Source organism: Dactylosporangium sp. NPDC005572, from assembly GCF_040605515.1.
Taxonomy (GTDB): domain Bacteria; phylum Actinomycetota; class Actinomycetes; order Mycobacteriales; family Micromonosporaceae; genus Dactylosporangium.
The window spans coordinates 1-21,506 of record NZ_JBEXCY010000098.1 but is presented as its reverse complement, the minus strand read 5'-3'; the positions used below and the strand labels follow the sequence as shown (position 1 = coordinate 21,506).

General features: G+C 74.5%; 19 protein-coding genes and 1 pseudogene. 9 read left to right on the top strand and 11 right to left on the bottom strand.

Annotated features, from left to right (window positions below; translation table 11 throughout):
- Positions 1–140 precede the first annotated feature (140 nt).
- The 4 genes from ABZS66_RS35340 (at position 141) to ABZS66_RS35325 (ending at position 6,738) form a co-directional block, all read left to right on the top strand.
- Positions 141–1,865, top strand: coding sequence for an FUSC family protein (locus tag ABZS66_RS35340; RefSeq protein ID WP_354765447.1), 1,725 nt, complete (start codon positions 141–143; stop codon positions 1,863–1,865).
- Between the two features lie 100 nt (positions 1,866–1,965).
- Positions 1,966–3,270, top strand: coding sequence for an MFS transporter (locus ABZS66_RS35335; protein ID WP_354765445.1), 1,305 nt, complete (start codon positions 1,966–1,968; stop codon positions 3,268–3,270).
- Positions 3,271–3,338: 68 nt separating this feature from the next.
- Positions 3,339–6,020, top strand: a complete 2,682-nt coding sequence (locus ABZS66_RS35330; protein ID WP_354765443.1) for a LuxR C-terminal-related transcriptional regulator — start codon at positions 3,339–3,341, stop codon at positions 6,018–6,020.
- Between the two features lie 40 nt (positions 6,021–6,060).
- The gene (locus ABZS66_RS35325; protein ID WP_354765441.1) at positions 6,061–6,738 is read left to right on the top strand and encodes an alpha/beta hydrolase; all 678 of its coding nucleotides are present in this window, start codon (positions 6,061–6,063) and stop codon (positions 6,736–6,738) included.
- 27 nt (positions 6,739–6,765) lie between these two features.
- Here ABZS66_RS35325 and ABZS66_RS35320 read toward each other — a convergent pair whose 3' ends face one another.
- From ABZS66_RS35320 to ABZS66_RS35300, 5 genes are all read right to left on the bottom strand, one after another.
- Positions 6,766–7,485, bottom strand: coding sequence for an SDR family oxidoreductase (locus ABZS66_RS35320; protein ID WP_354765439.1), 720 nt, complete (start codon positions 7,483–7,485; stop codon positions 6,766–6,768).
- Between the two features lie 63 nt (positions 7,486–7,548).
- Positions 7,549–8,343, bottom strand: a complete 795-nt coding sequence (locus tag ABZS66_RS35315) for an alpha/beta hydrolase (protein WP_354765437.1) — start codon at positions 8,341–8,343, stop codon at positions 7,549–7,551.
- The gene (locus tag ABZS66_RS35310; RefSeq protein ID WP_354765435.1) at positions 8,340–9,155 is read right to left on the bottom strand and encodes an alpha/beta hydrolase; all 816 of its coding nucleotides are present in this window, start codon (positions 9,153–9,155) and stop codon (positions 8,340–8,342) included. The genes ABZS66_RS35315 and ABZS66_RS35310 overlap by 4 nt, the downstream gene beginning before the upstream one ends.
- A 14-nt stretch (positions 9,156–9,169) precedes the next feature.
- Positions 9,170–9,967 (bottom strand): alpha/beta hydrolase, encoded by a 798-nt coding sequence (locus ABZS66_RS35305; protein WP_354765433.1) that lies wholly within the window; start codon positions 9,965–9,967, stop codon positions 9,170–9,172.
- An 89-nt stretch (positions 9,968–10,056) separates the two neighbouring features.
- Positions 10,057–10,854: an MBL fold metallo-hydrolase gene (locus ABZS66_RS35300; RefSeq protein ID WP_354765431.1), complete on the bottom strand. Its 798-nt coding sequence runs from the start codon at positions 10,852–10,854 to the stop codon at positions 10,057–10,059.
- Positions 10,855–11,008: 154 nt separating this feature from the next.
- On the opposite strand from ABZS66_RS35300, the gene ABZS66_RS35295 reads away from it, so the two are divergent.
- Positions 11,009–11,935: a helix-turn-helix domain-containing protein gene (locus ABZS66_RS35295; protein ID WP_354765429.1), complete on the top strand. Its 927-nt coding sequence runs from the start codon at positions 11,009–11,011 to the stop codon at positions 11,933–11,935.
- A gap of 21 nt (positions 11,936–11,956) precedes the next feature.
- Here ABZS66_RS35295 and ABZS66_RS35290 read toward each other — a convergent pair.
- The 3 genes and pseudogenes from ABZS66_RS35290 to ABZS66_RS35280 all read right to left on the bottom strand — a co-directional run.
- A pseudogene (locus tag ABZS66_RS35290) lies at positions 11,957–12,565 on the bottom strand (DUF418 domain-containing protein); the annotation flags it as partial.
- Between the two features lie 596 nt (positions 12,566–13,161).
- The gene (locus ABZS66_RS35285; RefSeq protein WP_354765427.1) at positions 13,162–14,628 is read right to left on the bottom strand and encodes a catalase; all 1,467 of its coding nucleotides are present in this window, start codon (positions 14,626–14,628) and stop codon (positions 13,162–13,164) included.
- 153 nt (positions 14,629–14,781) lie between these two features.
- On the bottom strand, positions 14,782–15,162 hold the full coding sequence (locus ABZS66_RS35280) for a barstar family protein (protein WP_354765425.1): 381 nt from the start codon (positions 15,160–15,162) through the stop codon (positions 14,782–14,784).
- 9 nt (positions 15,163–15,171) lie between these two features.
- Between ABZS66_RS35280 and ABZS66_RS35275 the strand changes: the two genes are divergently transcribed.
- A complete protein-coding gene (locus tag ABZS66_RS35275; RefSeq protein ID WP_354765423.1) occupies positions 15,172–15,564 on the top strand; it encodes a hypothetical protein in 393 nt (130 codons plus the stop codon).
- Here ABZS66_RS35275 and ABZS66_RS35270 read toward each other — a convergent pair.
- The 3 genes from ABZS66_RS35270 to ABZS66_RS35260 form a co-directional block, all read right to left on the bottom strand.
- Entirely contained in the window at positions 15,545–17,155 is a 1,611-nt protein-coding gene (locus tag ABZS66_RS35270; protein ID WP_354765492.1) for a protein kinase, read from the bottom strand. The genes ABZS66_RS35275 and ABZS66_RS35270 overlap by 20 nt on opposite strands.
- A 225-nt stretch (positions 17,156–17,380) precedes the next feature.
- On the bottom strand, positions 17,381–18,274 hold the full coding sequence (locus ABZS66_RS35265) for a S41 family peptidase (RefSeq protein ID WP_354765421.1): 894 nt from the start codon (positions 18,272–18,274) through the stop codon (positions 17,381–17,383).
- Positions 18,275–18,302: 28 nt separating this feature from the next.
- Positions 18,303–18,971, bottom strand: a complete 669-nt coding sequence (locus ABZS66_RS35260) for a DUF998 domain-containing protein (RefSeq protein WP_354765419.1) — start codon at positions 18,969–18,971, stop codon at positions 18,303–18,305.
- A gap of 83 nt (positions 18,972–19,054) precedes the next feature.
- On the opposite strand from ABZS66_RS35260, the gene ABZS66_RS35255 reads away from it, so the two are divergent.
- From ABZS66_RS35255 to ABZS66_RS35245, 3 genes are all read left to right on the top strand, one after another.
- Positions 19,055–19,567: a PadR family transcriptional regulator gene (locus ABZS66_RS35255; RefSeq protein WP_354765417.1), complete on the top strand. Its 513-nt coding sequence runs from the start codon at positions 19,055–19,057 to the stop codon at positions 19,565–19,567.
- Positions 19,568–19,572: 5 nt separating this feature from the next.
- A complete protein-coding gene (locus ABZS66_RS35250) occupies positions 19,573–20,265 on the top strand; it encodes an ABC transporter ATP-binding protein (RefSeq protein WP_354765415.1) in 693 nt (230 codons plus the stop codon).
- Positions 20,266–20,430: 165 nt separating this feature from the next.
- A partial coding sequence (locus ABZS66_RS35245) for an FtsX-like permease family protein (protein WP_354765413.1) occupies positions 20,431–21,506 on the top strand: 1,076 nt, incomplete at its 3' end.

Genomic DNA, 21,506 nt, shown 5'->3' with positions numbered 1-21,506 from the left:
CGAGCGGACCGGGAGCAGAGGCCACGAGCGGACCGGGAGCAGAGGCCACGAGCGGGCCGGGCGACGCGGCCGGGTCGGCGCGCGCGGAGTCCGGCGGACCGGCCGGCTGACGGGCCCGGCGTGCGGGAGGATGGGCGGTGATGGCCGCTCCGATCCCGCCGGCCCCGCCGCCGTCGCGGGCCGGGCTTGCCGCGCTGCTGGCGGTGCGGCCGGTGCCGCGCCGGTGGCCGGTCGCGATGCGGGCGGCGGTGTGCATGGGGGTGCCCGCGCTCGTCGGCTGGCTGGCCGGGGACGTCGCCGCCGGGCTCATGGCCACGATCGGCGGGTTCACGGCGCTGTACGGCAGCGGGCGTCCGTACCGGTACCGGGCGGGGCTGCTCGCCGCCGTCGCCGTGGCCATCAGCCTGGCCGTGCTGACCGGGCTGTGGACGGCCGGGGTGCCGTGGCTGGCGGTCGGCGCGCTCACGGTGCTCGCGGCCGGGGCGACCCTGCTGTGCAACGCGGTGCCGGTCGGCCAGCCGGGCGCGTACTTCGTCGTGCTCGCCGCCGCCACCGGGGTCGCCATGCACGCCGGGCATCCCGATCCGTGGCGGGTCGGGGCGCTGGTGCTCGCCGGTGGGGCCTTCGCCTGGCTGGTCCACCTGGCCGGGGCGGTGGTCCGGCCGCGCGGGCCGGAGCACTCGGCGGTCGCCGCGGCCGCCGCGGCGGTGGCCGGGTTCGCCGCGGCCGGGCCGGACGAGCTCGACGACGCCCGGCACCGGGCCGCCGCCGCGCTGCACGAGTCGTGGAACGTTCTGGTCGCCGAGCAGCCGGCCCGCCCGACCGCGGCGCTGGACCGGCTGCGCGCCGAGACCCGGGCGCTGCACCTGAGGTTCGCCGACCTCCTCAACGGATCGCGCCGGCGCGAACGGGCCGCGCCGGAGGAGGGCGTCGCCGAGCCCCCGTTCGGGCGGCCGGCCGCGGGGGCGCTGCTGCGTGAGGCGCTGCGGCCCGGCTCGCCGGCCGTGCTCACCGCGGCCCGGGCCGGGCTCGCCGCGCTCATCGCCGGGTCGGCCGCCGCCGGGCTCGGCCTGGAGCACGCGTACTGGGCCACGACCGCGGCGGTGCTCGTGCTGCACCAGGGGTTCGACTGGCCGCGGACCGCCCAGCGGAGCCTGGAGCGGCTCACCGGCACGTGGGCCGGGCTGCTGCTGGCCGGCGGCCTCCTCCTGGCCCACCCGGCCGGGCTGTGGCTGGTGCTGAAGATCATGGCGCTGCAGTACACCATCGAATGGCTCGTCCCGAGAAACTATGCCCTCGCCGTCGTCTTCATCACCCCGGTCGCGCTGCTCATCGGCTCCGGCGGCCGGCCGGTCGACGACGTCGGCGCGCTGCTGGTGGCCCGGGGCACCGACACCGCCATCGGCTGCGCGGTGGCCCTCGTCGTCTTCCTCGCGACGGCGCGGCTGGGCGCGGCGGCCCGGCTGCCGGAGGCGCTCGCCGGCACGCTCGACGCCGCCGTCGCCGTGCTCGGCCACCTCGCCACCGGCAACGTGACGACCACGGCGGCGCGCACGGCGCGGCGGGATCTCCAGCACCGCGCGCTCACGCTGCCGGACGTCTACACGATGGCCCCGGACGAGACGCTCTGGCCGGGGGTGGTGGCGGTCCAGCGTCTGGCGTACCGCATGCTGGCCACCTGCTGGGAGCACGAGCGCACCGGCGGCCGTGCCGTCCGCACCGCAGCCGGCGCCGAAAGGGTCGGCGACGCCCTGCGGGACACCGCGGCCGCCGTCCGCGACGGCCGCCCGTCCGCGGCCGCGCCGGACCTGCCGCCGCCGTTCGCCGCGGACGTGCTCGCGGTCCAGCGCTCGCTCGGCGCGTAACCCTTTCTTCCGGCCAGCCGGTACACGGGGGTACGGGGCACCCCGAGCCGGTGACGGCCGATGACCCCGATGTCCGGCGGCCCGGCAGCGGCGAGTCTTGGTGGCAGTCCGAGATCCCGAGCAGGAGAAGGTCACCTCCGTCGTGAAAGACTCGAACACCCCATGGGCCCCGCTGCGCAGCAGCGCCTTCCGCGCGCTGTGGCTGGCCATGTCGGCCGCCGGCGCCGGCGCCGCGATGCAGCTCGTCGGCGCGCAATGGCTGATCTCCGGCGGCTCGACCGGCCGTGCGGACACCGGCCTGCTGGTCGCGCTGGTGCAGGCGGCGAGCATGCTGCCGGTACTGCTGCTCGGCCTGCCGGCCGGGGTGCTGGCCGACCTGGTCGACCGGCGGCGGCTGCTCATCGGTGTCCAGCTGGCGATCGCGACCGTCGGCCTGGTGCTGGCCGGCCTGGCCGTCCACGGCGAGGTGGCCTCGACGACGGTCCTCGTGCTGCAGTGCGTCATCGGCGCGGGCGCCGCGCTGACCATGCCGGCGTTCGGCTCGATCACCCCCGACCTGGTGCCGCGCCGCCACCTGCCGCACGCCTCCGCGCTCGGCGCGATCAGCACCAACGTCGTGCGGGCGGTCGGCCCGGCCGTCGCCGGGCTGCTCATCGCCTGGGCCGGCGCGGCGGCCGTGTTCGCCCTGCACGCGGTGACCGTGCTGGTGTTCGTCGGCGTCCTGATCGCCTGGCGCCCGTGCCCGGTCCAGGCCCGCAAGCGCGCCGCGGAGCGGCGGCCGGAGCGCTTCCACCATGCGCTGCGGTCCGGCTGCGGCTACGTCCGGCAGACCCCGATCGTCCGGCGGATCCTCGGCCACGCGCTGCTGTTCCTGCTGCCCGGCTCGGCCCTGCTCGCGCTGCTGCCGCTGCTGGCCGGTCAGCGCCTCGGCCTCGGCGTCAACGGCTACGGCATGCTGCTCGGCGCCCTCGGCGCGGGCGCTGTCGCGGGCGCGCTGATCCAGCCGCGCCTGCGCGCGGTCCGCATCCGCGACCGGATCGCCGGCTCGGCCGGCGTGTTCCTGCTGTCCCTCGTGGTCGTCGCGTCGAGCCGGGACGCCCGCCTGGTCGCCGCGGTCCTGATCGCCGCCGGCGCCGCCTGGGTGATCGCCCTGGCCTGCACCAACTCGGCGATCGAGAGCCACCTGCCGGCCTGGGTCCGGGCCCGCGGCCTGGCCGTGTACCAGGTGGTCCTGTTCGGTGCGCAGGGCCTGGGCGCGATCGCCTGGGGCTGCTGCGCGCAGCGCCTGGGCGCGCACGTCGCCCTGATGCTCGCCGCGGCGGGCCTGGGCGCCGCCGCCCTGATCGGCCGCGCCTGGCCGATGCACGACCCGGCCCCGGCGGCCCCGGCCCCGGCCACCGCCTGACCGTCCTGATCGCGGGGCCGGTGACGGCATAGAGTCGACGCCTGTCGGTGAGGGCGGTGTCGGTTCGGATGACGGAGCTGGTGGGGCGCGAGGCGGACCTGGCGCTGGTCCGCGGGCTGGTGCACGGCGGCGCGCTCATGGTCGTCGGCGACGCGGGGGTCGGCAAGTCCGCGCTCGCCGACGCGGCCGCCGCGCACGCGGTCGCCGGCGGGCGCCGGGTGCTGCGCGTGACCGGCACGCAGTTCGAGGCGCACGTGAGCTTCGCCGGGCTGCACCAGCTGGTGTTCCCGCTGCTCGGCAGCGACCTCGCCGAGCTGGACGAGGCGCACCGCGCGGCGTTGCGCAGCGCGATCGGCCTGCGGGAGTCCGCGGTGCCGGACCGGATGATGATCGCGCACGCGACGCTGGAGCTGCTGACGCGGGCGCCCGTCCTGGTCGTCGTCGACGACCTGCCGTGGGTGGACCAGGCCAGCCGCATGGTGCTCGGGTTCGTCGCCCGCCGCACCGCCGGCACCGCGGTGGGGTTCCTGGCCACCGCGCGCACCGGCGAGGGCGACGGGCTCGACGGTGTCCCCGTGCACGAGCTGCGGCCGCTGTCCGGCGCGTCGGCGGAGTCGCTGCTCGACAGCCGGTTCCCGGAGCTCGGCCGCCGGGCCCGGCACCGCCTGCTGGCGGAGGCCCAGGGCAACCCGCTGGCGCTGCTGGAGCTGCCGGTCGCGCTGGGCACGCAGCCGCCGCCCACCGGCCCGCTGCCGCTCACCCACCGGCTCCAGGCGGTGTTCGCCGGGCGCATCCGGGGCCTGCCGGAGCCCACGCGCCGGGCCCTGCTGCTGGCGGTGCTCGACGGTACCGGCGACCTCACCGTCCTGGAACCGGACGACCTGGCACCCGCGGACCGGGCCCGGGTGGTCACGATCGACGGCGCCGCGGCCCGGCTGACGTTCCGGCACCCGCTGATCCGCTCCGCCGTCGTGGAGCTGTCCACCGGCGCGGAGCGGCGCGCCGCCCACCGGGTGCTCGCCGAGCGCCGTGCGGACGAGCCGGCCCGGCGGGCCTGGCACCTCGCGGAGGCGTGCACCGGCCCGGACGAGGCGGTGGCCGCGCTGCTGCAGCAGGTCGCCCACGCCAACCTGTTCCGCGGCGACTCGGTCGGGGCGATCACCGAGCTGCTGCGGGCCGCCGACATCAGCCCGGCCGGCACCGACCGGTCCAGCCGCCTCGCCGAGGCCGCCTACCTGGGGGCCATCGTCACCGGGGACCTGCGCGAGGTGCCGGCGCTGCTCGACGCCGCCCGGCGGGCCGATCCGCAGCACGGCGGCGCCCTCGCCGGGGCGGTCGCCGGCGCGTACCACCTGCTCAACGAGCACGGCGACATCGACACCGCGCACCGGCTGCTCACCATGGCCGTCGAGGCGCTGCCGGAGCCGGGCGACGCGCACGACAAGACGCTCGTCGAGGCGCTGTACACGCTGCTCATGGTGTGCTTCTTCGGCGGGCGGGCCGAGCTGTGGGACCCGTTCCACGCGGCCGTCGCCCGGCTGCGGCCGCAGCCGCCGCGGCTGCTGGCCATCCTCGCGGAGACCTTCAGCGACCCGGCCCGCCGCGCCGAGCCGGTGCTCGGCGAGCTCGACGCCACCATCGACCGGCTGCGCTCCGAGACCAGTCCGGCCCGTATCGTGCGCACCGCCATCGCCGGCAGCTACCTCGACCGCATCGGCGGCTGCCGCGAGCCGCTGTGGCGCGCGGTCCGCCACGGTCGCGACGGCGGCGCGGTCACCTCGGCCATCGAGGCGCTGTTCCTGCTCGGCAACGACGCGTACTTCGCCGGCCGCTGGGACGACGTGCTGACGCTCACCGACGAGGGGCTGGCGCTGTGCCAGGCACACGACTACTCGCTGCTGCGGTGGGTCGGCGACTTCCTGCGGGCGGTCGTGGTCACCGCCCGCGGCGAGCACGAGGAGGGCCGGGCGCTGACCGACCGGATGAGCCGCTGGGCGGCGCCCCGGCGGGCCGGGGTCGTGTCCGCGTACGTGTGGCACGTCAAGACCCTCGCCGCCCTGTCCCACGGCGACTTCGACGAGGCCTACCGGTGCGCCACCGCGGTCACCCCGGCCGGCGAACTGGCCACCCACATGCCGAACGCGCTGTGGCTCGTCATGGAGCTGGTCGAGGCGGCCGCCCGGTCGGGCCGGCCGGCCGAGGCCGCCGCCCACGTCGCCGCGGCGCGGGCGGCCCGCCTCGACGCCCTGTCGCCCCGCCTGGCCCTCGCCGTCGCCGGCGCGGCCGCGATGGCGGCGCCCGACGACGACTACCCGGACCTGTTCGAGCGGGCGCTGGGCCGGCCGGACGCCGACCGCTGGCCGTTCGACCTGGCCCGCATCCGCCTCGCGTACGGCGAGCGGCTCCGGCGCACCCGCGCGCCGTCGGAGGCCCGCACCCACCTGCACGCCGCCGCCGACACGTTCGAGCAGCTCGGCGCCCGGCCGTGGGCGGCGCGGGCGGCGAACGAGCTGCGCGCCTCCGGGCTGCGGCAGGACGCACCGGCCGGCGCCCGGCTCACCGCGCAGCAGCGGCAGATCGCCCAGCTGGCCGCGGCCGGCCTGTCGAACAAGCAGATCGGCGAGCGGCTGTTCCTGTCCGCGCGCACGGTCGCATACCACCTGTACCAGATCTTCCCCAAGCTCGGCGTGACCTCCCGCGCCGCGCTGCGCGACGCACTGGGCGACGACCCGCCGGGCCCAGTCATTTGACAGAATCGACGCGCCGGCGGCCGGGCCTAGCGTTCCCGGCATGAGTATTCGCAACGTGGTCCTGGTGCACGGCGGTTTCGTCGACGGCTCCGGCTGGCAGGCGGTCTACGACCGGCTGCGCGCGGACGGCTTCAACGTCAGCGTCGTGCAGCACCCGACCCTGTCCCTGGCCGGCGACGCCACCGTCACCCGCCGGGTCCTCGACCGCCAGGACGGCCCGACCGTGCTCGTCGGCCACTCGTACGGCGGTGCCGTCATCAGCGAGGCCGGCACCCACGAGAAGGTCGCCGCGCTGGTGTACATCGCCGCGTTCGCCCCGGACAAGGGCGAGTCCGTCAACACCCTCATCGCCGACCCGCCGCCGGGCGCGCCGGTCCCGCCGATCCTGCCCCCGGTCGACGGCTTCCTGTTCCTGGACCGCGACAGGTTCCACCAGTCCTTCGCCGGCGACCTGCCCGCCGAGCGGGCCGCGTTCCTCGCCGACTCGCAACTCCCGTGGGGCGTCGACGCCCTCGCGGGCGCGGTGGCCGAGCCGGCCTGGCGGACCAAGCCCAGCTGGTACCTCGTCGCGGCCGACGACCGCATGATCCCGCCGCCGGCCCAGCGGGCGATGTCCGAGCGCGCCGGCTCGACGGTCGTGGAGGTCCCGGGCAGCCACGCCGTCTACGAGTCCCGGCCGGACGCCGTCGCGGACCTGATCCGGCAGGCCGCCGGCTAGGTCAGCCGCGGCCAGGTCAGCTGCGGCCTAGGTCAGCTGCTGGCCGCCGTCGACGTCGTAGGTCGCGCCGGTCAGGGCCGTGTTCGTCATCAGGTGCACGGCCAGGGCCGCGACGTCGGCCGGGCCGACCACGCGGCCGATCGGCAGCGTCGCGCGCAGCTCCGCGCGGCGGCGGTCGAGGTCCGGGCCGAGGAGGCGGGCCGACAGGTCCGTGTCGACGAAGCCGGCCGCGATCAGGTTGACCCGGGTCGGGGCGAGCTCGATCGCGAGGTTCGCCACCAGCGCCGGCATCGCCACCGTCAGCGGTCCGGACAGCACCAGGCCGGGGCGCGGGCGGCGGCCGCCGGTGCCGCCCATGAACAGCAGGCTGCGGGCCCGGCCGGTCACGGCGCGGGCCAGGTGCAGCGGCAGCCACAGGTGCTCGTCGACCAGCCGGTGCGCCTGTTCCAGGTCCAGGTCGGCCAGGCGGGTGTAGTAGTTGCCGCCGGCCGTGACCATCACGTGGTCGACCGGGCCGCGCCCGTCGAAGAAGTCGCGCAGCGTCGCCGGGTCGGTGGCGTCGAACGCCGAGGTGGCCGCCGCGCCGACGTCGGCCGCCGCGCGGGTCAGGCGGTCCGGGTCGCGGCCGACCAGGACCAGGTCGGCGCCCTCGGCGCGGGCCTGGCGGGCCGTCTCCAGGCCGATTCCGGCGCTGCCGCCGAGCACCACGACCGTCTGGCCGGCCAGCCGGCCCGGGGAGGCTGCCATACGGACCAGCGTGGCATCGCCCGGGCGGGAGCGCGGGCGATGCCACGGGTGATCACCGGATGGTCACCGGGCGTGCCGCAGGGCCCAGTCGAGGGCGTGGTCGGCGACCTGCTCCCAGCCGGGTTCGGCGCAGGTCCAGTGCGACCGGCCGGGGAACTCGTGGTACTCGGTGATCGTGCCCGCCGCCTTGTAGTGGTGGGCGTTGGACTTGTTCACCGACGGCGGCATGATGTGGTCGGCGCCGCCGGCGATGAACAGCAGCGGGGCCCGCTGCTCGTTGCGGTAGTCGACCCAGGTCTCCTGCTTGCCGGGCTTGAAGTTCGCGATCAGGCCGTAGGCCCAGACCCAGCTGCCCGGGGCCGGGATCGCGTACCGCTCGTAGGCCGCGAGGGCGTCCTCCTCCGACAGCGTGTTGGTGAACGCGTAGTGGAACTGCTCCGGGGTGAAGCCGGCCGCCTGGTGCCGCTTCGCCGGGTTGTTGAGGATCGGGAACAGCGACTTGATCTGCGACGGCGGCGTCACCCGGATGCCCTCCGGCGGGGCCGAGTCGATGACCACGCCGGCCGCGCCGTGGCCGCGGTCGAGCAGCAGCTGGGTCAGGGTGCCGCCGAACGAGTGGCCCATGATGATGGGCTTCTCGGGCAGCGCGGTGATGATCTTCTCCAGGTGCGCGACCGTCTCCGGGACGGTGACGGTGGCGATCGGGGTCGGGTCGGCGCGCAGGGCCTCGACCTCGACCTCGAAGCCGGGGTATGCCGGTGTGATGACCGTGTGCCCCTTGGCCTCGTAGTACGGCACCCAGTGCTCCCAGCTGCGCGGGGTCACCCACAGCCCGTGGACCAGGACGATCGTGCTCATGCGTCGTACTCCTTCAGGAAGTCGAGCAGGTCGTTGCCGAGCTGCTGCTTGTGGGTGTCGGTGATGCCGTGCGGCGCCCGGGGGTACACGATGAGCCGGGAGTCCTTGATGAGCGCCGAGGACGCCATGCCGCCGACCTCGAACGGCACCACCTGGTCGGCGTCGCCGTGGATCACGAGCGTCGGCACGTCGATCTTCGCCAGGTCGGGGCGGAAGTCGGTGGCCGAGAACGCCGCGATGCACTCGTAGGCGTTGCGGTGCCCGGAGGCCATCGACTGGAGCCAGAACGCGTCCTGGACGCCCTGGGAGGCGGCGCCGCCGAAGAACGGGCCGGCCGCGAGGTCCTTGTAGGTCTGGGACCGGTCGGCGAGCGACCCGGCGCGGATCGCGTCGAACACCTGGATCGGCACGCCGCCGGGGTTGTCGTCGGTCCGCAGCATGAACGGCGGCACCGCCGAGATCAGCGCGGCCTGCGCGACGCGGCCGGTGCCGTGGCGGCCGATGTACCGCGCCACCTCGCCGCCGCCGGTGGAGAACCCGACGAGGGTCGCCTCCCGCAGGTCCAGCGTGTCGAGGAGGGTGGCCAGGTCGTCGGCGTAGGTGTCCATCTCGTTGCCGTGCCAGGTCTGCGTCGACCGGCCGTGGCCGCGCCGGTCGTGGGCGACGACCCGGTAGCCGTTGGCGGCCAGGAACAGCGCCTGCGCCTCCCAGCTGTCGGAGTTCAGCGGCCAGCCGTGGCTGAGCACGACCGGGCGGCCGCTGCCCCAGTCCTTGTAGAAGATGGAGGCGCCGTCGGGGGTGGTGACGTACATGATGAGCTGTCCTTTCAGCGGGCCGCTTGCTTGATGAGGTCCGCGGTGACCCGGGGCTGCGAGATCATCGCGACGTGCGACGCGCCGACCTCGGTGACGCGGGCGCCGGCCCGCTGGGCCATGAACCGCTGGGCGGCGGCCGGGATGAGGTTGTCGTTGCGGGCCACCAGGTACCAGGACGGGATGCTCTTCCAGGCCGGCGCGCCGGAGGGCTCGAGCAGGGTGTGCACGTCGCCCGGGCGCTGGGTCGCGGCCATGACGTCGGTGGTGGCCTTCGGCAGGTCCGCGGCGAACACGTCCCGGAAGGCGGCGGGCTTCACGTAGCCGTCGTAGCTGTCGCCGTTCGGGCGCAGGTCCAGCGAGGTGTCGCCGAGCTTGCTGCCGGGGTACTTCAGCTGCAGCCCCTGCAGCGTCTCCCCCGCGTCGGGGGCGAACGCGGCGACGTACACGAGGGCCTTCACGTCGGCGTTGTCGGTGGCGGCGTTGGTGATGACCATGCCGCCGTACGAGTGCGCCACCAACACGACCGGCCCGGTGAGCGTGGCGAGGAAGCCGGCCAGGTAGGCCGAGTCGCCGGAGACGCTGCGCAGCGGGTTGGCCGGAGCGTACGTGGTGTAGCCGTCGCACTGCAGGATGCGCACGACCTCGTTCCAGCCGGAGGCGTCGGCGAACGCGCCGTGCACCAGCACGATGGTCGGCTTGGCCTTCGGGGGCTTCGTGGAAGCGGCAGCGGCGGTGCCGGGCGCGGAGAGCAGGGCGCCGGTGGCGACCGCCGCGGTTCCGGCGATCAGCGTTCGGCGGGTGGTCGGCATTGGTCGGGTCCTTTCGTCATGGCTTGGTGCCACCACGCTGCGGGAACCCGACCCTCCACGGCATCCGTACGGTGACGGTCCTTCCGCCGTTACGTATCGCTGGGCCGCGGGCTCAGCGGGAGCCAGTGCAGGCGGTCGCCGAGCCCGTCGGGCGCACCGGCGAACGCCCGCTCGACCGCCTCCCGGCCCTGGCTGAAGTGCTCCCAGCCCTCGTAGTGGACCGGGACGATGGTGCGGGGCTGCACGAGCCCGCACAGCTCGACCGCCTGCGCGGCCGTGAGGCTGTAGTGGACCGGGCCGGTGAGCGGGAACCGCACGGCGCCGAGGTGCAGCAGGACGGTGTCGACCGTCATCCGCCGCGGTACCGCACGCAGGGCCGGGAACAGCACCGTGTCCCCGGTCATCCACAGCACGCCGTGCTCCTGGCCGTCCCAGCCGAGCGCGAACCCGACGACGGGCCCCACGATCGGCCGGCTCAGCGGCGGGCCGTGCCGGCAGGGGGTGGCGGTGACCCGGATCCGCGGCCGGCCGGGCGCCTCCAGCACGGTCTCCTCCCACGGCAGCAGGCCCCGGACGTCGCCGGCGCTGCCGGCGCTGCCGGGGCCGCCGAGGCGGCGGGCGCCGGCCCGGGTCGTGACGACGACCGGCACGCCGGCGAGCAGCTCACGGCCGCGGTCGTCGAGGTTGTCGGCGTGGTGCTCGTGGCTGAGCAGCACGGCGTCGACGGGGCCGAGCTCGGCGGGGTCGAGGGACGGGCCGGTGCGCTTGCGGGAGCCGGTGCCCCAGCCGAACGAGTACCGCCGGCCGGGCGGGTCGAACGTCGGGTCGGTGAGCAGGCGCCACTCCCCGACCTCGACGAGCACGGTCGGGCCTCCGATGTGCGTCATGCGGACGTCTTTCAACGACGTGGTCCTCACCGTGCGGTCGCGCGCCGGTGCGCGCTGGGTGCGACCCACGATGCACGTCCCCCGGTGGTCGGTCATCCGTAGGTTGACTGTGCCCGTCAGCCGGCACCGTGACGCCGGGCCCTACCCTGTGGCGATGGCGCTGCTGCTCGACACGTCCGCGCTGCCCGAGCCGGACCGCGCGGACGCGGTCCGGGCCACGCTGAGCTCCCACCTGCAGCCGGTCGCCGTGTCGGTGGCCGAGCCGGCCCGGGCCCGCATCAGCCACTGGCAGCTCGGCCCGGGCGTGCAGCTGATCCACAACGTGGCCGGCCCGCACCGGCTGACCTGCACCTCCCGGCACCTGCACTCCGGCACCCCGGAGCGGCTCTCGCTGGGGCTGCCGGTGAGCGGCGCCGTGCGGATGCGCCACCGGGACATGCCGTTCGGCGACCGCGTCGGCGAGCTCCAGCTGGCCGACCTGACCTCGCCGTACGAGTTCCAGGTCGAGGAGGCGTCGGTCGTCGAGGCGGTCCTCGTCGACTACGACCGGCTGGGCCTGCCGGTCGAGGCGGTCCGCGACGCGGTGCCGCGGCTGGCGGCCAGCCCGATGTACGACCTGCTGCGCCACCACCTGCTGGAGCTGCCCGGCGTCCTCGACAAGCTGCAGCCGGAGCTCCTGGGCGCCGCGACGGTCGAGCTGATCCGGGCGCTCATCGCCTCGGTGTCGGCGCCCGACGGCCCGTGGCCGCGGGACGTGTCCGCGGGCACGCTGTTCGCCCGCGTGACCGCGTACATCGCCCGCCACCAGCGCGACCCCGACCTCGGCGCGGCCCGCCTGGCCGCCGAGCACGGCGTGTCGGTCCGGGCCGTCTACGCCGCCTTCGCCGAGCACGGCGAGCAGCTGTCGGAGTGGGTCATCCGCGGCCGCCTGCGCGGCGCGCACCGCGAGCTGGCCGGGTCACCGGCCGCGACGGTCGCCTCGATCGCCGGGTCGTGGGGCTTCGCCAACCCTCGCCACTTCGCCCGCCGCTTCCGCGCCGAGTACGGCGTCAGCCCCACCGAGTGGCAGCGCGGCCGCTGACCGCCGCGGGTAGCTCAGCCGGCGCAGGAGGTGCTCGGCCGGCCCGGGGCGGCCCCGGCGCTCCAGGGCGTCGGCGGCGGCCACCGTCACCAGCCACACGAGCACCGCGAACGCCAGCATCGTCGCGCTGCCGAGGTGGGCGCCGAGGCCGAGGCCCCAGGCGGCGAGGACCGGGGCGAACAGCAGCGAGTGCGCGAGGTACGACGACAGCGACCGCTTCCCCACCGCCCGTACCGCCGCGCCGAGCCGCGTCGGCCGGGCCCGGGCCGCGACCAGCCCGAACAGGGCGACGTACCCGAGGCCGCAGCAGACGCCGGTGAGGTCCCGCAGCGCCGCGGCGGCCGCCGGCGCCACCTCGGCCGCGCCGACGTGGGCGAGGGCCGCCGGCAGCGCGCCGAGCCAGCCGATCGGGATGCCGAGCGCCGCGGTCCACCGCAGCAGCCGCCGGTGCCGGGCGGGCTCCTCGAGGATGCGGTACCGCGCCGCCAGGAACCCGAGGATGATCTGCGGGCTGACCAGCCATCCGATCGCCCCTGCGAAGACCAGGAAGCACCACGTCAGGAACCGCCGGCCGGCCGCGGCGACCAGGTCCGGCTCACCGGTCGCGAGCTCGTCGACCGGGTTGGACATTTCCGGTGTACCGGTGGCCGCGAGCTCCGGCAGGGCGAGCAGGACGGTCAGCACCGCCGACAAGGCCGCGGCGACGGCGAGGGTGCGGTTGCGGCGGCGGACGAACAGCCAGCCGAGGATCAGCGTCACGATGCCGTAGAACGTCAGGATCTCCGACGCCATGAGCAGCGTCGCGTGGAGGAACCCGAATGCGACGAGCCACCCGCTGCGCCGCCGCAGGACCCGGGCGGCGCCACGGGCGCCGGTGCCGGCCGCGGTCTGGCGCAGGAAGAGCTGCATCATGCCGTAGCCGAGCAGGAAGGAGAAGAGCGGGTACACCTTCATGTCCAGCGTCAGGATGACCGCGAACCGCACGACCCGGTCGGCGACGGAGCCGCCGACCGGGTGCCCGTCCGGCCCGAACGCCGAGGCGAACAGGTGGAACCCGGTGTTGGACACCACGATCAGCAGCAGCATGACGCCGCGGGCGAGGTCGGGGGCCGGCGCCCGCTCCGCCCCGCGGACGGGCCCCCGGGCTACGGTCTGCTGTTCCGGCACGCCTCCGACGCTATGGGCGCCGCCGGGTCACGTCGTCCGCCGAAGGATGACACCCGCCGTCATCGTCCGGCGACGCTCGCCAGGCCGATCCGCTCGGCCACGCGGGCGCCGAGGTCGCGGTCGACCCTCGTCCAGTACTCCTTGACGGCCCGCTCCTGGATGAAGCGCTCCACGCCCGAGCCGAGGTGGGCGGCGATGTTGCCCGCCAGGTGCTCGCGGTCGGTCGGGCCGAGCACGTCGCGGTACAGCATCCCCGGCTGGACGAAGTCGTCGTCCTCGCGGTGCGCCTCGTACGCGGTGCGCATGATCTCGCCGCTCTCGACCGTCCAGCTCGGGTCGCGGTAGCGCTGCGGCTCGCCGGCCGGGCCGCCGTAGCTGTTCGGGGCGTACACCGGCTGGTTGCCGCTGTGGTGGTACCGCATCGGCGCGTCCTTGTTGTAGTTGTGCACCTCGCTGAGCGGGCGGTTGACGGGCAGCTGGGCGTAGTTGGGGCCGGTGCGGTACCGGTTGGAGTCGCCGTAGGCGAACATCCGCCCGAGCACCATCCGGTCCGGGCTGGGCCCGATGCCGGGGACCATGTTGGCCACGTCGAACGCGGCCTGCACGATCTGGGCGAAGAAGTTCTCCGGGTTGCGGTTGAGCACCATCCGCCCGACCGGGATCGTCGGGTAGTCCTTGTGCGGCCAGACCTTGGTGATGTCGAACGGGTTGAAGCGGTACCCGGCCGCCTCCTCGTACGGCATGATCTGCATCTCCACCCGCCACGCCGGGTGGTCCTGGCGCAGGATCGCCTCGAACAGGTCGCGGCGGTGGAAGTCGAGGTCCTCGGCCTTCATCGCCTTCGCCTCGGCGTCGGTCATGGTCTGGATGCCCTGCTCGGTCTTGAAGTGGTACTTCACCCAGAACCGCTCACCCGCCGCGTTCTGCCACATGTAGGTGTCGCTGCTGTAGCCGTTCATGTGGCGCCAGGTCCGCGGGGTGCCGCGGTCGGTCATCAGGACCGTCACCTGGTGCGCCGACTCGGGTGAGAGCGTCCAGAAGTCCCACTGGGCGTTGTTGCTGCGCAGGCCGCTGTCCGGCATGCGCTCCTGGGAGTGGATGAAGTCGGGGAACTTCATCGGGTCGCGCACGAAGAAGACCGGCGTGTTGTTGCCGACCATGTCGTAGTTGCCCTCTTCGGTGTAGAACTTGACCGCGAAGCCCCGCACGTCCCGGTCGGTGTCGGCGTAGCCCTCCTCGCCGGCCACGGTCGACAGCCGCGCCAGCACCGGCGTGCGCTTGCCGACCTTGTTCAGGAACGCGGCCCTGGTCCACTGGGTGACGTCCTGGGTCACCTCGAAGTAGCCGAACGCCCCGCCCCCCTTGACGTGGTAGACCCGGTCGGGCACCCGCTCCCGGACGAAGTGCGCCAGCTTCTCCAGCAGGTAGGTGTCCTGCAGCAGGTTGGGCCCGCCGGCCCCGGCGGTGAGCGAGTACTCGTCACTGGCAACGGGCGTCCCGGCGTTCGTCGTCGTGGTCGGTCTCATGGCGGATCCCCTACCCGGCACGCCCCGGTTATGCCTCGCACCTACGCTGCGTGGCGTGAGCTACGACCTGTACTTCTGGCCGTCCGGGGCAGCGCGGGGCCGGGACCCCGGACGGCTCGCCGCCCGGCTCGCGGACGAGCGGGCCGACCGGGGCTACGCCAGCTCCAGCACGATGGTGTCGGCGTGGTCGCGGATGATCTCCACGAGCTCGTCGAACAGGGTCGGGCCGGTGCTCAGCCCGGCCCGCTCGATCCTGGCCCGGATCGCCGGGCGGTTGGACGGATCGGCCGTGCGCAGCAGGCCCTCCAGGCGGGCGATCGTCGCCGCGTAGCCGAGCGCGGCGCGGGAGCGGTCGGCGTGCAGCCACCGCAGTACAAATCGATCGGGCGTCCCGAAGCCACCGTGGAGGATGTCGTTGAAGGCGTCCAGGTTGCCGCCCCACGTGTGGTCGTGGAGCAGGTTCGAGAACGCGCGGGCAAAGCCGTCGAAGTCGGAGAACTCAGCGCCGTCGATGACGAGCACGGGAAGGTCCACGATCCGAGTATGCGCTGCAGTTCGACGATCTCCTCGTCGGAGGAGGAGGATGCATCGGTGCAGCGCATCGAGGTCTCGGCCGGCGGCATCACCGTGACGCTGGTGAGCGATCCACTGGTCTCCAGGTACGGCAGGGTGATGCGGCCGGGCGCCACCAGCGTCTCGGAGCTGCCGTGGGACGAGGTCGCCGGCGTCGCGCTCTCCGTGGTCGGGCTGCCGCCCGACGGCGAGCGCCGGGTCACGCTGATCGTCGATCTGATCTATGGCGAGTACCTCGAGGTGCACGAGGACGCCGAAGGCTTCACCGACGCCGTGCGGGAGCTGTGCCGCCACTCCGGACTGCCGGTGCCGGACCTGACGACGACCGCCGAAGCGGTGATCTTCACGCCGCCGGGGTCGTGACGCAGACCCACGAGTCCTGCGCGGACGGTGCGTACGCCGACACGCCCGCGGCGTTGTAGGCGCGGACCTTGAAGCACATGTACGTACCCGGCGCCAGGCCGTCCCAGGTGTACGAGGTCGCGTTGGCACCGGTGTTCCTCGATGCCGAGCCGTTGATGACGGTGAATCCGGTCTCGTCACCCGAGTTGTCCGTCCACTGCAGGCGGATCGCGGTGGCGCTCAGCGGCGTCGCCGACAGGTTCGCCGGTGCCGCCGGGCCGGTGCCGGGCAGGCTCGTGGCGCAGACCCAGTCGTCCTGCGCGGCCGGGAAGTACGCCGAGGCGCCGGCGGCGTTGAACGCGCGCACCTTGAAGCACATGCGCGTGTCCGGGGCCAGGCCGTCCCAGTTCAGCGAGGTCGCGTTGGCACCGGCGTTCTTCGATGTAGCGCCGTTGATGACGGTAAATCCACCTTCATCGGCGGACTTGTCCGTCCATTGCAGGCGGATGGTGGTCGCGCTCACCGGCGTCGCCTGCAGGCCGGTCGGTGCCGCCGGCAGCCCACCACCGGCGGTGCGGGTCGGCGACGGCGGACCGGCCACCCCCGCCGGGCTGCCCGCGCCGGGCGACCCGGACGGGCTCGACCCGGACACGGCCGACAGCCCGCCGAGCCCGTCGCCCGCGGCCGCCGACCCGGACGCGCCGGGGTTCGCCGCGGCGGCATCGGTACCCTTCGCGTCGTCGCCGCGCCCGAGCAGGACCACGGTGGTCGCGGCGACCGCGACGGCGAGCACGGCACCCCCGGCGACGAGCAGCCGCCGATTCGTCGCGCCTGACCGCCCCGGCACAGACTCCCGCCGGGTGGGCTCCGAGGCCAGCGCGTGCCGCGCCGCGTCGGCGAGCGCGGCCCCGGACGGCCAACGGTCCGCCGGGTCCTTGGCCAGGGCGCGCGCGACGACCGCCTGGACGGCGGCCGGCACGTCGTCGGGCAGGGGCGGCGGCGCGTCGTTGGCGTGCCGCAGCGCGATCTGCAGCAGGCTCTCGCCCTCGAACGGCAGCCGCCCGGCCAGGCACTGGTACGCGACGACGCCGAGCGAGTAGATGTCGGACCGGGCGCTCGCCGGCTGGCCGCCGGCCCGCTCGGGCGCGATGTACGACGCGGTGCCGAGCAGCAGCCCGGTCGAGGTCCGGTGGCTGGCCGCGGCCGACCGCGCGATGCCGAAGTCGGTGAGCACGGTGCTGCCGTCGGGCCGCAGGAGCAGGTTGCCGGGCTTGACGTCGCGGTGCGTCACGCCCTTCTCGTGGGCCGCGTGCAGCGCCTCGGCCGCCTCGGCGACCATCCGCATCGTCACGTCGGCGCCGAGCCGCCCGTGGTCGAGGGCCCGTGCGAGCGACTGTCCGTCGATATACTTCATCACGAGATAGACGCCGGCGTCCGGATCGTCCCCGAAGTCGTAGACGTCGACGACGCCGGGGTGACTGATCGTGGCCATGGTGCGCGCCTCGGCCAAGAACCGCTCGATGAACTCCGGCTCACCGGAGGCGGCCCGCAGCAGCTTGACCGCGACGGTGCGCCCGAGGACCCGGTCGGTCCCCTGCCACACGTCCCCCATGCCGCCGCCGGCGATGTGCCGCGAGATCTCGTACCGCCCGGCCAGCACTGTTCCCGCGCCGATCACCGCGACCCCTTCCGCAGCCCAGACCTGGACGGTGGTTCCCAACCCGTTGGAGCCCCGAGCCCCCGGCGGCCCGCCCGCACTCTAGCGGTCCCCCGGCCCCAGCAACGGCGGCAGTCCCAGCGCGACGAGGATGCGGTCCGTCCGCCGATGCGGGCGCGCCTATGCCTCGATGCGCCCTAATGCCGCCTTGAGTGCCGTGTCGAGTGCCCGGTCCGCCGGAACGGGTACATCGGGGACCACTCCGACGCCCTCCCAGTTGGTGCCGGTGACGCTGTTGATGGCCCGGGCGGTCGGCACGGTCACGAGGATGTGTTCGGTGACCGCGTAGCGGGCCGTCGGATGCGCACCGCCGCGTGTCGTCTCACCGACGACGACGCCCCGGCCGTGCGCCTGCAGGGTGTAGGCCACGTCCTCGCCCCCGGAGAACGTGGTCGCGCTGGTAAGCACATAGACCGGGCGGTCCGTGTAGCGCGGCGCGGGAAGGTGCGCTGTCGTCCAGAACTGGCGGGTGACGCCGGTGGACCGCTCGTAGATGTCGTTGAGGTGCACCTGGTCGTCCCGGAAGAAGTAGCTGCACCACATCGCGGCCCCCTCCGGCGACCCGCCGCGGCACGCACGCAGGTCCAGCAGCAGCGCGGAGCTGTGGGCGACCAGTTGCATGGCCGCGCCGATCGCGCGGGCGCCTCCGTCGGCGTCCGCGATGCGCCGGACGTCGATGAGCCCGACGTTCCCGTCCAGGTGCTCGACGCGGCGGATCCCCTGGTTCTCCGCAATGAGCAGCGCGAGGAACGCGGCCCGCCCGTCGTCCTCGTCCGCCGGATCCAGCGACTGCGGCTCGTCCACCCACAGCAGCCGCAGATGCTTGTCCGGGCACGCCTCCTGAAGGTGAGCGGTCACCGTCTCGCAGAGCACAGGCCCGTCCAGGTCGTCGTACTCGCCTGCCGCAAGACGGCGCCGGATCGCGGCGCCGATGTCCACGACCTTCTCGGGAAAGACGTACCCTGCCTCGATCCGATCCAGGGCCTGTCCGATGATCTGTTCGTTTGTGAGCACGGCGCGCCATGATAGACCGCAAACAGGCTCATGACCGCCGAATTTCCGCGTTGGAATTTCGGTTTTCGCCGCGCCGCTGGTCGCGCGTCTGTCGCAACGCCCTGATCGCCAGGGCGGTCATCCACGCCCAGGCGATGACGACGGCGACACGGTCCAGCAGCCCGGCGACATCGACCAGGCCGTCGGCCTGCGCCAATCCGGCTCCGGCCAGTCCCAGTGCGACGACGAACAGGGCCGCGGTGGTCAGCGAGTACGTGGTCCAGGTCCGGCCGCCGCGGGCGAACACGACGCACAGCGCCACCAGCGCGAGCGCACCGACAAGCGCGAACAGGTTGTGCAGCGTCCCGCTGGGTGTTCCGTCGGGGATCGCCGGCGTGCCCGCGGGGTAGCCACTCACCGCGTCGGTGGTGAACACCGCTGTACCGAGGAAGCCCACACCCCACAGGCCGGTGAGAACGGCACCCGTGCGCTTGCTCCCGCGCTGCCGCCAGAGGCCGGCTGCGAGCGCGAGGCTGGACAGGCCGGCGATCACGAAGTTCGCGGCCTGGACCCAACCGCCGGGGCCGAGCGCCAACGAGCTGATCGGGTGCAGGACCGGGTCGTAGTCCGCCCGATTCGCCCCCAGAACGAGCAACGTCAACACGAACGCCGGCCCGCCGAGCGCGCCGCCGTAGAGCAGGACTCGCGTCGTGTTCATGCGTAGGCACACTACATATCGACCTTGACACCGTCTATGGATAGCGGTTATCCATAGACGGTCGACTTGAAGGGTGGCCGTGGGTGCAGGACGTCGTGCTGGCCATGCTGGCCAAGGAGCCGGCGCACGGGTACGAGCTGCGCAGCCGGCTGCGGGACGCGCTCGGGCCGCTCGGGGACGGGATGAACGCCGGGCAGATCTACGTCACGCTCGCCCGGCTGGCCAAGGCCGGGCTGGTCACGTCGCAGCACGACGACGGGCTGCCCGACCGGCCCGACCGGCGGGTGTACGCGCTCACCCCGGCCGGGCAGGAGCGGGTCACCGCCTGGCTGGCCGAGGTCAGCTGGCCCAAGCCCGACCTCGCCGAGTTCCACCTCAAGCTGGTCGCCGCCGCGCGGGCCCGGCTGGCCGACCCGGTCGCGCTCGTGGACGCGCAGCGGCGCGAGATCATGCGCCGCCTCCGCGATGCCCAGCGGGCCGCGATGACCGGGGCCGACCCGGTCGCCGGACTGCTCCTCGAAGGGGTCGTACTGCGGCTGCGCGCGGATCTGGAATGGCTCGACGCGTGCGAGCGGACCTGGACAGGACGGCAATGACGGGAATGCTGGCACTGCAGGCGCGCGGACTGTCCAGATGGTACGGCGAGGGCGACACGCTCGTGCGGGCCGTCGACGAGGTCGACCTGGACGTGCCCGCAGGGCAGGCGGTGGCGATCATGGGGCCGAGCGGATGCGGCAAGTCCACCCTGCTGCACCTGCTCGGCGGGCTGCAGCGGCCGACCGGCGGCCGGATCCTGCTCGCCGGGCAGCGGGTCGACGCCCTGAGCGAGCGGCGGCTGGCCCGGCTGCGGCGCGACAGCGTCGGGTTCGTCTTCCAGTCCTTCCACCTCATGGACGAGCTCACCGCGGTCGAGAACGTCGAGCTGGCCGCGCTGCTGGCCGGGCAGGCGCCCCGCCGCGCGCGCCGGCGGGCGCTGCACCTGCTCGACCGGGTCGGGCTCGCCGACCGGGCCGCCCACCTGCCGTCGGAGCTGTCCGGCGGCCAGCGGCAGCGGGTCGCCGTCGCGCGGGCGCTGAGCAACGAGCCGGCGGTCGTGCTCGCCGACGAGCCGACCGGCAACCTCGACAGCGCGGCCACGCTCGACGTGCTGCGGCTGTTCGAGGAGCTGCGCGCGGCCGGGCAGACCCTCGTCGTCGTGACCCACGACGCCCGCATCGCCGCCGTCGCCGACCGGATCATCTCCATGCGTGACGGCGCGTTCACCGACGACCACCACGTGGCGGTCCCCGCATGACCGGTCCGGAGCGCAGCGGAGGGGCCGGTCATCAGGGGCTCAGCATGAAGGCATGCGGCCGGAGCGAAGCGGAGGACGCATGACCGGTTCCGGAGCGAAGCGGAGGAGGCCGGGCATCATCGGCTCAGCGTTGAAGGCATGCGGCCGGAGCGAAGCGGAGGACGCATGACCGGGCGGCTGCTGCTCGTCGGCCGGCTCCTTGCGCGGGACCTGCGGCGGCGGCCGGTCGACGCGGTACTGCTGCTGATCGCCGTCACCGCGGCGACGGCGACCCTGACGCTCGGGCTCGCCCTCAGGACGATGGTCGCCGACCCGTACCGGCAGACGCGCGCCGCCACCGCCGGCCCGGACGTGGTGGCGGAGCCCGGCGTCACCGGCGCCGACGCCCTGGCCGCGCTCGCGCCGGTGCCGTCCGCGCCCGGCGTCACGGCGTACAGCGGGCCGTTCCCGCTCGCGTACACCGACCTGACCGCCGGCGGCGCCAGGGTGCGGGTCGTGGCCGAGGGCCGCGACGGCGCGCCGGCCGCGGTCGACCAGCCGGCGGTGACCGACGGCACGTGGGTGCGGCCGGGCGGCGTGGTCGTCGAGCGGACCTTCGCCACCACGTTCGGCATGCGCGTCGGCGACACGGTCACCGTCAACACCACCCGGCTGCGGGTGACCGGGATCGCGGTCAGCGCCGCCCGCGCGGTGTTCCCCGCCGTCGGCTGGCACGTCCCCGACGGCTTCCTCGTCGAGAACGGCGGGCTGGTCTGGGTCGACCGCGGCGACATCCCGGCGATCGCCGGCACGATGCCGCTGTCGTACGCGCTGAAGCTGCAGGTCGAGCACCAGGAGGCCTTCATCCGCGCCGAGCTGTACAACGACAGCTTCCGCGGCGGGCAGGTGCACACCTGGCAGGAGGTCGCCGAGACCAACAACCGGCTGACCCGCAACGCACAGACGGCCATGTACGTCGGCAGCACACTGCTGGCCGCCCTCGCGGTGACCGGCGTCGCCGGGCTCGTGGCGGGCCGGGTCATCGCGCGGCGGCGGCGGGTCGGCGTGCTCAAGGCGGTTGGCGCCGGCCCGGCCATGATCGCCGCGGTGCAGCTCGCCGAGTACCTCGTCCTCGGGCTCGTCGCCGCCGGCGCCGGCCTCGCGGTCGGCTGGATCGGCGCGCCGCTGCTGTTCCGCCCGAGCGTCGGGTTCATCGCCGGGCTGACGCCCTGGCCGCCGCTGCGGGTGGTGGCCGTCGCGGT